At 30.5% G+C, this 13740-nt stretch carries 12 protein-coding genes and 2 pseudogenes; 3 read left to right on the top strand and 11 right to left on the bottom strand.

Annotated features, from left to right (window positions below):
- Window positions 1-40 precede the first annotated feature (40 nt).
- The 6 genes from IGJ53_RS14550 to IGJ53_RS14525 form a co-directional block, all read right to left on the bottom strand.
- The gene (locus tag IGJ53_RS14550; RefSeq protein WP_259742203.1) at window positions 41-1426 is read right to left on the bottom strand and encodes a hypothetical protein; all 1386 of its coding nucleotides are present in this window, start codon (window positions 1424-1426) and stop codon (window positions 41-43) included.
- Window positions 1427-1613: 187 nt separating this feature from the next.
- Window positions 1614-2912, bottom strand: coding sequence for an MFS transporter (locus tag IGJ53_RS14545; protein WP_201067428.1), 1299 nt, complete (start codon window positions 2910-2912; stop codon window positions 1614-1616).
- 24 nt (window positions 2913-2936) lie between these two features.
- Entirely contained in the window at window positions 2937-3446 is a 510-nt protein-coding gene (locus IGJ53_RS14540; RefSeq protein ID WP_201065546.1) for a flavodoxin family protein, read from the bottom strand.
- Between the two features lie 230 nt (window positions 3447-3676).
- The gene (locus IGJ53_RS14535; protein ID WP_201065548.1) at window positions 3677-4300 is read right to left on the bottom strand and encodes an NAD(P)H-binding protein; all 624 of its coding nucleotides are present in this window, start codon (window positions 4298-4300) and stop codon (window positions 3677-3679) included.
- Window positions 4297-5163, bottom strand: coding sequence for an aldo/keto reductase (locus IGJ53_RS14530; protein ID WP_201065549.1), 867 nt, complete (start codon window positions 5161-5163; stop codon window positions 4297-4299). Before IGJ53_RS14530 ends, IGJ53_RS14535 begins: the two co-directional genes overlap by 4 nt.
- A gap of 76 nt (window positions 5164-5239) precedes the next feature.
- Window positions 5240-5659, bottom strand: a complete 420-nt coding sequence (locus IGJ53_RS14525) for a MerR family transcriptional regulator (RefSeq protein ID WP_002332330.1) — start codon at window positions 5657-5659, stop codon at window positions 5240-5242.
- A gap of 313 nt (window positions 5660-5972) precedes the next feature.
- On the opposite strand from IGJ53_RS14525, the gene IGJ53_RS14520 reads away from it, so the two are divergent.
- Window positions 5973-6554 (top strand): recombinase family protein, encoded by a 582-nt coding sequence (locus IGJ53_RS14520; protein WP_438750577.1) that lies wholly within the window; start codon window positions 5973-5975, stop codon window positions 6552-6554.
- A 664-nt stretch (window positions 6555-7218) separates the two neighbouring features.
- Here the strand turns inward: IGJ53_RS14520 and bsh are convergent.
- Entirely contained in the window at window positions 7219-8193 is a 975-nt protein-coding gene (gene bsh, locus IGJ53_RS14515) for a choloylglycine hydrolase (RefSeq protein ID WP_201064622.1), read from the bottom strand.
- Window positions 8194-8807: 614 nt separating this feature from the next.
- On the opposite strand from bsh, the gene IGJ53_RS14510 reads away from it, so the two are divergent.
- Both IGJ53_RS14510 and IGJ53_RS14505 read left to right on the top strand, forming a co-directional pair.
- On the top strand, window positions 8808-9782 hold the full coding sequence (locus tag IGJ53_RS14510; RefSeq protein ID WP_259741915.1) for a DeoR family transcriptional regulator: 975 nt from the start codon (window positions 8808-8810) through the stop codon (window positions 9780-9782).
- A 499-nt stretch (window positions 9783-10281) separates the two neighbouring features.
- Window positions 10282-10518 (top strand): annotated as a pseudogene (locus IGJ53_RS14505) (transposase); the annotation flags it as partial.
- A 218-nt stretch (window positions 10519-10736) separates the two neighbouring features.
- Here IGJ53_RS14505 and IGJ53_RS14500 read toward each other — a convergent pair.
- From IGJ53_RS14500 to IGJ53_RS14485, 4 genes and pseudogenes are all read right to left on the bottom strand, one after another.
- Complete coding sequence (locus tag IGJ53_RS14500; protein WP_201064626.1) at window positions 10737-11342, bottom strand: DUF3862 domain-containing protein; 606 nt, start codon at window positions 11340-11342, stop codon at window positions 10737-10739.
- Between the two features lie 263 nt (window positions 11343-11605).
- On the bottom strand, window positions 11606-11965 hold the full coding sequence (locus IGJ53_RS14495) for a Spx/MgsR family RNA polymerase-binding regulatory protein (protein WP_201064629.1): 360 nt from the start codon (window positions 11963-11965) through the stop codon (window positions 11606-11608).
- A gap of 1 nt (window position 11966) precedes the next feature.
- The gene (locus tag IGJ53_RS14490) at window positions 11967-12386 is read right to left on the bottom strand and encodes a hypothetical protein (RefSeq protein ID WP_201064632.1); all 420 of its coding nucleotides are present in this window, start codon (window positions 12384-12386) and stop codon (window positions 11967-11969) included.
- 87 nt (window positions 12387-12473) lie between these two features.
- Window positions 12474-13676: pseudogene (locus tag IGJ53_RS14485) on the bottom strand (FAD-dependent oxidoreductase); the annotation flags it as partial.
- Between the last annotated feature and the right edge of the window lie 64 nt (window positions 13677-13740).

The raw sequence follows: 13740 nt of genomic DNA, 5'->3' as shown, positions 1-13740 counted from the left end.
GAAAACTCAGGCTTTCTTATCGTTTTTTTCAACAATTTTTTTAAGTTATATTCTTTTCTTCTTTTGACTGGTGTATTTCCATAGTCGAAATTGATTCTTCTAATGTACTTTTTAATTGAGGAAAATCATTCAGCTTCTCAAATAGAGTGCTAAAGTTTGAGAGAAAATTCGTATCCTTATTAGTTTTACCTGAGTTATTCTGTTCAAATAATCTTTTTAATCTTTCAAAAACTTCCTTCACTCTTTCATTTTCTTTATACTCACTTTCTAATAATAAATCTGATATATAAATAATGTAATACATATTTATATTTATATCATCCCATGAAAACGTGTCTATTTTTTTTATTCTTCCGTTGTATCCTGTATAATTATATGTTTTTTCTACTGATTCTAATGCAATATCTATAAGTATCTCAGTTAAATTACTATCCCTAGCTATATCTTTTAGCTCTTTTAATTCAAGTATTTCAAATGTAAGCAATTCTCGAAAAAAATAATCAAGTTTATTTCGTAAACTAATTGGCCGAACGGGATCTAGTTTATAAGGTTCGGATAAAACATTAATAAAATCAATTATTTTATCTTTTAATAACGTCGTATCCTGTATGAAAATGAAGTTAATTATTTGATCAATCATTTCTCGATTTAGTCGTAATACTGAATCACTATCATCTCTGCTCCATGTCAAACAAGCTACATCAAAGTTATTAATTACAAAAATGGAGAATAAAGCTATTTCATGGTCAGAACTTACCAAATTATACATATCTGATCGGTGATCCTCAAATAAGTGATTAAACACTTCTTTGGTGTGCAGAGTGTATATATTATTGGAAAAACTATTACGAAAACTATCATAAAAAAATCTAAGAATTTCTATTTTTTCTTTTTCTGTTAATAAATAAAAAGACTCTTCGATTACTCTCAATTTATATTCAGGGATATCACCAGGTTTTCTATACCATTCAGCAATTTCCTGGTAGTTTTTTAAAAAGCTTTCCTTATCTCCACCTATTCTAGTCCTATGTGCATATTCTATTATGAACTCCCATAAAGATTGTAATTGTGCTATAGTAATTCCATTTGTTTTATCATGTACTGCATCATTCCTAATATTTTTAAAGTAGGAAAGTTTAGTTCTTTCTGCATTATTTAGTCTTAATATATTTGTATCACTATTTTCGTTTAAAGCAGTAATAAGTTTATTTTCCCAATTATCAACATCCTGTAAATCTACTTTTAACTTGTTCCACTTTTTGTCAATTCTTAATCTGTATTGTTCTTCTTCTTCAGTATCTTTTTTTTCTATTATACCAAAATAGGGATTTTCTTTATAAATTATTATATTTTGCCTTATTTGTTGTAAAAAACCTACATATGAAGTAATATACGATGACCTGTAATCCCCTATAGCATAGGTCATAAAAGACTCTTCAAATAAATAAGAAACTTTATTAAAATATTGTCACTTTTCTATTTAAATGGCAAAATGTTTCGGTAATAAATGACAAATATAAGAATAATTTATAAAAACTGAGATCTAAAATTTTGATTGCTCATCAAATCTTAAATCTCAGTTTTCATTTTGGATGAATTTTAATAAAAAACACCTATTTTCTATTATTGACAAAGAGAGCAACTACTAATATAGAAATAAACGTAAATACTGTCATTATCCAAATTTCTGTCTGAAAATTAGTTGTTGTTGCGACAATTACTGATAATCCGATAGGACCACCAATTTGATGCATCGTGTTTGTTACACCACTTGCAATACCAGCCAATTCATCAGGTGCTTCATAAACACCCGCAGATGTTACTGGAGCTAAAATTAAACCTTGGCCTAATCCAAGTATGATCATAGGTACAAAAACAGTCTGCCAATAACCATTTTCTGGATTTGAAATTGCAAGTAAAATCAACCCTATAGATAATGTGATTTCTCCAATCAGTAATATCTTATTGTTTCCAAATTTTGAAGTTAACTTCGGTAATTGCATCGCAATTATAAAATTAACAATTGTCAGTGGCAAAAAAGCGAAACCGGATTCTAGCGCTGAAAAACCATATTGACTTTGCATCATCTGTGGCAAGAAGAACCAAAATGGCAACATAGCCATCATAAATAAGAGACGGGTCACATAAGCACCAGAACGAATCTTATTTTGAAAAAGTGCTAAAGGTAGGATTGGTGAAGAAGTCTTTCGCTCCCATAAAATAAACAAACATATAAAGATCATCCCTATAACTACGAAGCTAAGCTTTCCTTCAGTAAAACCATAGATAATACCAACCAAACCAATTATAGAAAATAAACTTCCTAAATAGTCGATTTTTTCTTTTCGACGTATTGAAGGATTCACATACTTCAATGTTAAGATAAATAATACAAGAGTAAATGGAACATTTATTAAAAATCCTGCACGCCATGAAATCAAGCTAGTCAGTCCACCACCAACTAATAAACCAATACTTGAGCCAATTCCAGCGGTTGCTCCATAATAAGAAATCGCCCGTTGCCTCATATTATTTTGATAAGCATCCATAATCAATGCCAAAGTTGTCGGTGCGATAATGGAACTACCAATTCCTTGTACCGCGCGCATCATAATGACCATTTCAGCTGTTTGCGATAGCCCAATCACTAAAGAACTGAGACCAAAAATAAGTAATCCTATCAAAAAAATACGTTTTCTCCCTAATAGATCAGAAAGACGTCCACTTAATAACAAAAAACCTCCAAAAGTGAGTGTGTACGCACTTGATACCCATGAAAGTGCCGCAGCAGATAACCCTAAACTTTCACCTATCTGCACAGAACTTGTAAAAATGATTGAATTATCCATTAATATCAAAAAATAAGCTAATAATGTAATTGGTAAAATGACACCAAATTTTTCTCTGTTCAAATTTCCTAACTTCTTTCTATTTCTTTAATTGATTGTTTCTAACCATGTATCAATTTCTTTTGATACTTTTTCTCTATTTTTATTTTTAATAATAAGCATGAGACCGTTTGTCTCTTCTCCACCTTTTACAGTGTACCCTTCTAGTACATTGGCACCAGCACTTATCTGGCTGAAAGTTGAACCCACACCGTAACCACCATGTGTATTAAAAGGTATGATTGTTTTCCCATTGAAATCATAGCTATTTAAAAAAGAAACAACGGCTTGGGGTAACGCCATATTCCACGTTGGTGTCCCAACAAAAATCCGTTCGTACTTGTCAAAATCAGGAATGGTCGTTGTTAATTCTGGTAAGATCTCTCTTTCCTGTTCTTGTGCATTTTGTTCAACTTCCTTCTGATAATCTGTTGGTCTTTTTTCTACTGTTTCGATTTGTACAAGCTCTCCACCAACCTTTTCTTGAATCAGTTCAGCAACTGCCTTTGTATTTCCAGTTCGTGAATAATAAACAATCAATGTTTTGGAATTTTTCATCGTTTCTCCTCCTTCTTGATTTTTGCTTATCATTTTAGGTAAAGTAATAAATCCAATAATAATGAGGCTTATAAACGTTATTAAAAAGTATGAGATCCGTTTCTTAAACACCTCAATCGCCCTCTTTACATATTATTTCCCCATAAAAATACTGCGGCATCAACTATCTCATGATTGATGCCACAGTATTCACTTTTACTTTGCTAAATGGTTAAACTGGTATCCTTCTATCAATAAAAATCAGGTTTTGATTTATTTTCTGAACCAGGTTCCCACAACCCAATACTTGCTCGTATGTCATTTCTTTTTTCTGTGATATTGTCCATTATAAATTGAGCAATGGCACGTCTCGTAATTTGAGCACCTAAAAATGGTTCTCCCTTAGGACTAGCAATATAATCCTTTCGATTCCCATTGTAGAGCCAAGTCATACGCATATAAGTGTAATCCAAATCACTAACTTCCAATGATTCTATACCCCGATTATGCGCGACTGACCCTCCCATCATGCGACTATTCCATATGGCAAACGGTTCTGCAACTTCACCGTACACGCTAAGTACACCTGCTTGAATGATTCGTTTCACACCTGTTTTATGCATCGCATCGATCACGATTTCTGTTACTTTTTTATTATCAAAATTCATATAAATGACCTCTTGGTTTTTCATAACCTTGATCAAGTCAGTTAAATTTCCAGCATCTCCAGAAACCTTTGTTACATTTGTATAAGGCAAGTCAGCGGCATGACGTCCAAATAAAGTCAAATGTAAATCAGGTTGCTCTTGCAAAAGCGGGATTAATACCTGTGGAATCTGACCACCAGCACCAATAATTAGGATATTTTTGCTCATTTTTCTGTATCCAACATCCGATTCATAAACCATTCTACTTGTTGGGGTGCATCATGATCAAAGAACGCAGATTCTTCCCTATCTAAAGCCGCTATCTTTTCAATATCTTCTTTTGAAAGCTCAAAATCAAAAATATCAATGTTTTCAGCCATTCGTTCGGGACGAACTGATTTTGCTAAAGCAATAATCCCTCTTTGCATTAACCAACGCAATACAACTTGTCCTACTGTCTTTCCGTATTGTTTACCGATTTCTGCTAATACAGGATTGGTGAATAGTTCGTGACGACCTTCAGCAAATGGTGCCCAAGCTTCCACTTGTACGCCATATTTTTCATGCCATTCTTGATCTTCAACTCTTTGATTCCAAGGATTTACTTCGATTTGATTAATTTGAGGTTTTACCTCATTCAAACCAACAAACTCGATCATCTTAGCTGATTTGAAATTTGAAATCCCAATGGCACGTAATTTTCCTGCTTTTTGAGCAGCAACCATTGATCGCCATGCACCATAAATATCTCCGTATGGTTGATGAATAAGATAAAGATCCAAATAATCCAACCCCATTACTTTAAGAGAATGTTCAATCGTTTCCGCAGCTTTTTCTTCTGGTGCTTGAAGAATAAATAATTTAGAAGTAACAAAAAGTTCTTCTCGAGTGACTAGGCCTTCATTGATGGCACGTTTGATTCCTTCACCTGTTTCTTTTTCATTTCCGTAAATAGAAGCTGTATCGATCAGACGGTATCCTGTTTTAATGGCTTGATAGACTGCTTCAGCTGTTTTCTCCAATGGAATTTGATAAACACCAAATCCTAATTGTGGCATTTCTACGCCATTGTTCAAAGTAATTGTTTGCATCTTGTTTTCCTCCTCTAATTTTCTTTACATGTTCTATCCTAAACCTTGGAGTTAAGTCCATAGCAAGAAAAAAGTTTTATTTTTTTCGTTCCCATAGTTTTTCGACTTTATCAGGCTCTAATTCACCTGCTTTAAATTTTGCGATGTGATCATCATACGTTTCTATCTTATAAATAAGTAAGTCTCGTACTTCCTGCATTTCTGCTAACTTCTTGTCTAATTCTTCTAATTGATCAGATAAAATCTGCTTCTGAGCTTTTTCTACATTCTGCGTTTCACGTAATTGAGCCAATTGAGCAAACTCAATGAGTGATTCGATCGATAATCCCGCATTTCGTAAGTTTTTTGCTAGATAAATCCAATTAAGATCATTCGTAGTATAATCCCGATAGCCGCTCTCATTGCGGTGAATAGGTGGTATGACACCAACCCGTTCATAATAGCGTAGTGTGTCTACACTTAAATCAAACATTTCCGCTGCTTTTTTAATATTCATTAAAATTAACCTCCACATCTTTTTATATAAGTATCATAAACCCTAAAGTGAACTCTAAGGCAAGCTATTGTAAAAAAGTTTAAAATCTCGTTTTATTTTTGTTACTATTCAAAACTAGAATCAGATCAGACGTATCTTTTTATCTCAAAATAATTGTTCATAAAATCAGCCATTTCTGGACACTTTATTTTTTAGCTTTATTGTTCAAGAAATCAATTCATTTCATGTTCATAAACCCATAACAAAATCTATGTTCAATTAAACTATATTGATAAAGTTATGGTACAATAGATTTTAATGAGGAGTGATTTTTTTGAAAATAGGATACGCCCGGGTATCTACCGGATTACAAAATTTAGATTTACAAGAAGATAGTTTAAATAAATTTGGCTGTGAGAAAATTTTTACCGATCATATGAGTGGGGCAAAAAGTAATCGACCAGGATTAGAAATGGCCATCGATTTTGTTCGTTCTGGAGATACACTTGTCATTTGGCGTTTAGATCGATTAGGAAGGAATATGGAAGATTTGATTTTGATTGTGAATCGTTTGAATGAACGAGGTGTCAGTTTTCATAGTCTTCAAGAAAATATCACGATGGATAAATCTAGCTCTACTGGTCAACTTATGTTTCACCTCTTCGCAGCTTTTGCAGAATTTGAGCGTAATTTAATCTTGGAAAGATCGGCGGCTGGACGCGCTGCCGCACGAGCAAGAGGAAGATTTGGTGGTCGTCCTGAAAAGCTAGCTAAACAAGATCTTGAATTACTTAAAACCTTAGTAGATAGCGGTACCCCAATTAAGACCATTGCCGAACGTTGGAATGTTTCGAGAACAACAATCTATCGTTACCTTAATAAAATAGAAGAAAAAAATAAGGAAACGCCTAAGTAAAACTTAAGGCGTTCTCTTATTTCACAATTGATTATATTCTAAATAGACACTAGTGTTTTATCTCATATCTGAATCTCACCTTCAGAAATTTTCCCCAGTTATTTTTTATCTGGTCTTATATGTCCTGACTCATAACCTTAACGTTAGCTTGCTTCAATAGCTGGCATTAAAATTTCATCTTATAATTCGTACTCTTATCTAACATAGCGCTCTCCTTTTACATACGTTATAGAACACTGTATGTTTTTATAATAAATATTTTCTAAATTTTTTTGAGATTGGAAATAAAAATGCACAGACAATCATCAGAAATTGAGCAATACATAGAATAAATAAAATACTCTTATGGAAAATGTAGAAAAAATAAAGATGAATCAGCTCTTCCACTAAGTTAAGGCAAAGAAAAAAAAGATAGTTCCTTATTTTAATTTTATGATTGTACAATAATCCATATCCTAACTTAATATCGAGTATTAATAAAATAAGAATAATCAACTTATAGATGATAGATATAGCTGTATAGTGAGTAGACAATTGAAAGAAAAAGAAGAGCATAGTAGGAATTGGAATATAAATAATAAGAAAAGTCAAAAAGAAATAAACAATAAAAGGCATAAATCTTCTCCGTATCTCTTTCAGTATTTACTTATCTAGCAACAATAATCTAATTCACATACTTAATTTGTTGTTCTTCTATTATTGGATAACTGATTAACTTATCACTATCTAGATCTTCTTTGTTCATGTCTACCGCTGTAATTTGGCTGTTTTCATACGTGCGATAATAATAGATACCTTTATCCATGTTACAACACGATGAATAGATCGTATATTCGTATTTTCCATCACCCACATCACATAATCCTTTTTGTTGTTCAACTGAACCTAAAATATGGAAAAATTGACTAATACTTTCAGATTCGGAATCACCTGATACTGAGTTGAGTTTAGTGAATGTTGCTTTAACAAATCGAGAGACAGATGATAAGTCCCCGGGTAATCCTATGCCCCCCATCCCACGACTATAATCTTGCAAATCAATTTTATCTGAAAAATTATTTTTGGGCGTCTCACTAGACAATACACGATAATTGTTTAAATTAAATAATTGATAATCAAATGATGGATTATTTGTTAGTACTCCTACAGGATTATCATATATATGAATTCCGTCTTTCATACTTTCAATAACGATTGATTGTTCTTTATCTGCTAGTATCCAGTGTAATGAGGCTAAAGGTAGGTCTTTACTAAAGTCAATATTGACTAAATTAATATTATCTAGGTATTTTTTTGCTTCATTTACAGTTGCGCATTGACCTAAAATATAAGGAATAAATTCAAATGGGGAAACATTTTCTTTTCCTTCTTGATATTCCTTATAGTCCGCATATCCAGAGAAATTTAATCCAGCCATACTCAGTCCTTTTTCGTTTGTAGCATCATAGTAAAGAGGATAATCTGCTACTCCAGCTGCAATCCCAATCATTGCATAGTGACTATTTAAATTTTTAACTTTGCGAAATTCTAATAGATAATTTCTTGGTGTAACTTTTACTACCTCATTATAAGAAATTTCATAATCAAAATTCCTTCCAAAATAGTGATCTTTTGTTGAATAAGTAATTCCTGTACACATAGTTATCCCTCCAAAAAGAAATAAATTTAAATCAATATGTAATATAGCATACAGTACATGGTAATTTTTTTTTTATTTTTCTCATTTTGTAATATTTAAGACATACTTTAGATAGATTTAACCGTTGACATCGTAACATTTATTACATTTGCTATTTGCTGTGTTTGACAAAATAATTTCGTTAATTATCGAAGTACTTCTTATGAATCTAATTCTTACTTCAGTTTATCATTTATTAGATGATTATTAATGTATAACTAACGCAGATGATGTAACCCAAATGCTTAATCCCATTAGCGTATAAAAAACGACCTTGGATAGAAGAACGTCTTTTTTATATTTAACATATTAATGATAATTACATTTCATTTAAGCTATAGCATACTTACAGTAAAGTTTCAACTTTTCTTATATAATTATATTGTGATCAATCCATTTTTCTGCCTATTTATGACTTATTTTTCATATTATTATAGTTTTCACATGCTATAAGCTCGATTATAAAAAAAATAAGTACTGTAATCTCTTTTATTTTCTTTTATTTTACAAAATTGGTATGGTTGATTAGTGGGGAAAAGGGGAGTTTCTAATGCTTGAACAATATGTAGAGAAGGATATTTTACGGCAATTTAGTAGAATATTTGTTGGATAATGACAAGCTTCGAATATCTGATTTAGCTAAACGTTTTTCAGTTTCTAATCAAACAATCTTCAATGATATAGAAAATATCAATGTGACATTATATGGAAAAATGAAACTTACAAATAAGCACGGATATGTTTCGTATTTCAAATTAGAAAAAGAGAAAAGTAATTATTATCTCTTGCGGAGAATGTATAGTAATTCGAAATTTTTAAGAATTTGTGCGCGATATAGCTTGAATCAAACGAATTATGCAGAATTAGAATACCAGGAATTTCTTTCTACCACAACTATCTTTAAATTGAAAAGAAGAGTAGAAAAGTTGTTAGAAAAAATATCTGTCATCCAAAATCAAGAAACTAAAACAGTTAATGAATTGAATTTTCGTTACTATGTTTTAGCTGTATGGATGCGTTGTGATTTATTAGATGAATATATTGATCCAAGTTTATGGTATCAATGTCAAAACTTAATAGAATTATTTCAAAAGGAATTGGCTAATGAATTTATGGAAATCAATCATGATTTATTGATGAAGGGAATTTATTTATCAATTGTGCGAATGTCAGCTGGTTATACTATTCATTTAGAACCGCTATTTTCTTCAGTGAAAAAGCATCCATATTTTGATCAAGTATATTTTTTATACCAAGAGACATTTCCCAAAAAAGAAATCCCGTTAGATGAAGGAGTATTTTTGACTCTATTATTAGTTTTAATGCCATTCAATACGTGCAAGTATCAAATTAGTAGGCTTTTTTTTACTAAAGAACAAAAATGGTTTCGTACATTATTTCCAGACGTGGAAAAATTAATCTTATTATTTGAACAAAAATTCCAGTTACCTTTAAAAGGAAAATTTGAATTTGAATATGCAATATCTAACTTTAGTTTGTCATTGATTTTAAATGCACAATCATTTTTATTAAAAAACATGTGTATTTAACATCTGAGCAACAGTTACTCAAAACACAATTACGGCATATAATCCTGGAATGGCAAAAACAATATTATCCTGATTCATTTACCTTAATGGAACGACATTTAGATTACTTTTGTTTACAAGTTTATCCAACTCTAATAGAGAAACCAAAAAATAAGAGGTTTATTCTTATAGCAGCACGTGATGAAGCAATACATATTCTTTATCGAGGAAATTTAATTCGTTATATTTTTGAAAAAGAATTTGAAGTTGACGATACGATGTATTATACGTTGGACTCAATTCCCAACTATTTTAACGAAATCAATTATCTTCTGTGATCGAAATGTTCTTAAAGATTATGCAGAAATACCACAATTTAAGTATATATATTTTCTGTCAAATAATCATATAAATCAAGACCTAAAAATGATTACTGATCAACTAAAACAGAGAATTAATGAAAAAGATTCCTCTATTTTATGAATAATAAAAGAATGTATTTACTAAAAATTCTAGTGAAGATACTTTTTTCCAACTACTTCGAAAAATACCCAAAGAAGTTCCCTCGGAACTTCACTACATCAAAAAAGCCTTTTTCAGATATGAAATAGCGTTTTCGAAAAAGTATTCTAACGCAAAATTAGCGAATCTTAACACGCATCTCAAAACGTTAAAACGAATTGCTTATGGATTTCGCAGTTTCACCCATATACGCTTACAGATTTTTCTAATCAACAGGTTAATCGGCTACACATAAAAAAATATCAAAGCTAGTAACTTTTACTAACTTTGATGTTTATAGATAGATGACCTTATTAGTCCGATTTGACAAAGAGCCACTTTGACATTCACAAATAATATTATTAGTTCGTTTCAACAAATATCCAGAAAAAATATATTTTTTCATAATGTTTATTTTTAATCTGAAAAATATTACAAAAATTGATGTAATTAGCGAACTATTCTATTGAAAAATTAAATTAAACCAACTTCATTTTTAGATGTTGCTACACCATTCGTAAATATAATAGTGCAGTACGAACCAACCGGACCTGTTGTATTAGTTTCCCATGTCATTATCTGAATAGTTTCCGCTCTATTATTTTTATATTCAGATATTTTATTTGGATCCCCAAATTGTTTAATTGAATCTTCAATAGAATAATTATTATCTATATTAATATTTTCAAATAAATTCGAAGAAATCAATTTTTTGTTATCATAAGGAACATATAATCCAGAAACCGATTTTTCGACTATTTTATTATTTTCTACATTTACTACTAATTGAGAGCCGATTTCTCCCAACTCGTTACTTCCCCATGTATAAATAGTAGTTGCATTTCCATTACTATCACTCGAAGATTCCGTAAATAATGGATTTCCCAATTTTTTTTCTATATCTTCTATATTATTTCCTATAGATAATTGTTTATATAAATTTTTTATTTCAGCAGAAGATTTTTGTTCTTCTCTCACAAGTTTTAATTCTTCCCTTTCATTCTCATATATAAAGTATCCACCTATTAAAATAAGTATAGCAACTATTATCCCTCCGATATAAGTATATTTTTTATTCATAAAATTACCTCCTATTAATTAAGATAGAAAGAATAATACTATAAAACTTCCCTTTTATATTAATAGTTATTTATTATACGTAAAAATAAATTTTAGAATGTTCATAAAACAATCTTAGCTTCTGCTAACACTATTTTTTAAGTTGAAAAAAGAGAGAACCAATTGTAATAATCAAATTGAAAAAAACAAACTCATCGATAACGAACTTAAAAAATAATTATTAACAAACTGAACTATGATCCTACTTTTAAGATCCATACTTTTTATTTATGATTTTTAGGAATAAAAGGTAATAATTTATCTTCACTATATCCTATAGACATTCTTTTTCCTTCCATAATAATGGGTTTTTTTATAAGGGAAGAATTATTTAAAATTAAATAAAATGCTTCTTCAAATGTATAATTTTCAAAATCTTTTTGTATCTTTTTATAAAGCTTAGATCTAGTAGATATAATATCATCAAATCCATTACACGTTGATGACAATATATGTTTTAACTCATCCGGTGTTAGAGGTTGTTTATTAAGTTTTCTTTCTATAAATGGAATACCATGTCCCCTAAACCAAGACACAGTATTTCTACATGAAAGACTACTTGTAGAAGTATAAATAACAATCATATTACATAAAATTACCTCTCATAGAGTTTACATTTTTATCATAGAAATAAGGTAAGATACCAAATTCAGCATAAGCGTGAGCATAATTTTCTATATCAGTTATATAATCCACAAATGCATACCTAAATTCTTTTTCCTGATACGTTTGCAAAGTATTATTTTTATTAAATTCACAATAAATTAATATGCCTAATATATTAAAAATCTTAGCTTCAGTTTCAAGTATTAACATAACGTTTTCAATATAATTGTCTTTTTGATTTAACAATTTTTTTAAACACTTTTGTTTTAGGTCACTTATTTCTTCCAAACCTGCATTAATATTCTTTAAAGTGTAATTATCTATTTTTATTTCAGAAAAATTAGATTCTCTTTCATCCCATATAAAACTACTAATTTTCTCAATATTCATCCATTCCATATTTAGACCTCTCAATTCAAGTAATATTATAAATAACACAATTAGATAGTTTATTTGCATTAAATATGTGACTATGGAACTAAACAACTATTCAGTAAATAATTCTTCACCTAAAGCTTTTTGTGCTGTAAGGTTTAATACGTTCCATTGACGATTAAACCCTGGTTGGAAAAAGAAATCAGCTTCAGCTAAATCTTCAATAGTTAATTTTTGTTGAACAGCTAATGCAATGATATTTCCTTGAGCTGTGATATCATAAGTTGATAAAATAGCTCCACCAAGAATTTGATGTGTCATTTGATCAAAGAATAACTGCACAAAAACTTTTGTGTTGCCATGTTGTTCAGGAACATATTTGGGACGTATCATGTCTTCATAATAAACAGAATCAACTGTTATCCCCAATTTTTCTGCCGTTGAACTATTTAAGCCACTAGTTGCAAAGTGATAATCAAATACACTTAGAGCAGAAGAACCAACAACTCCACCGAATGGTTTACTTGGTACTTTTTCAAAAAGATGTTTCACAACATATCGTGCTTCTCTTCGTGCCACGGTTGCTAAAGCAAGCGGAATCTTTGCTCTTGCTGGAATTGAGTAAGCAAGTGTAGCATCACCTACTGCATAAACATCTGAAAGACTTGTTTGTAGATATTCATTGGTCAAAATCCATCCATGATCATCTACATCAACTGTGCCTCTTAACCATTCTGTATTTGCTTTGACACCTGCTGCCTGAACTACTAAATCGACAGAAATCTCTTCTTTTTCAGTTTTAATAGCGTTGACCTTTTCATCTCCCACAAACGCACTTATTTTAGATCCAGTTAATACATTGATTCCTTTTTCTTTTAAATGATTTTCTAGAATATCAGTCATTTTTTTATCTAAATAAGTACCTAATGGACGGTCAATTATATCTAGAAGTGTAACTTCTTTACCTGACTTACAAAACGCAACAGCTGCTTCAATCCCGATATAACCCGCACCAATTACTGCTACTTTTTTTACTTCTGGATCTTCTAATTTATTTTTAATTTTTGTGGCCCAATTGTAACCACGCATCAAGAAGACATTACTCAACTCCTTCCCAGGTACTGGTAAAGAATTGGGCCTGACACCAGAGCTTAAGATCAACTTATCATACTCATAATCTTGCGTTTGATTTTCAAAAATACTTGTTACTGTAACTGTTTTTTTATCTGCATTTATTGCCTTTACTTCATGATTATTGTAAATGTGGACATTAGTTTGTAGAAAATCGTTTGGTCTAAAATTTCTTACATCATTTCTAAGTTTATATAGTTATAATTTAACTATACAAAATAAATCATATACATCGTTTTATTAAATA

The organism is Enterococcus sp. DIV1283b (assembly GCF_051710965.1).
Taxonomy (GTDB): domain Bacteria; phylum Bacillota; class Bacilli; order Lactobacillales; family Enterococcaceae; genus Enterococcus_B; species Enterococcus_B lactis.
The sequence above is the reverse complement of the archived record's forward strand: the minus strand, read 5'-3'. Positions and strand labels throughout refer to the sequence as shown.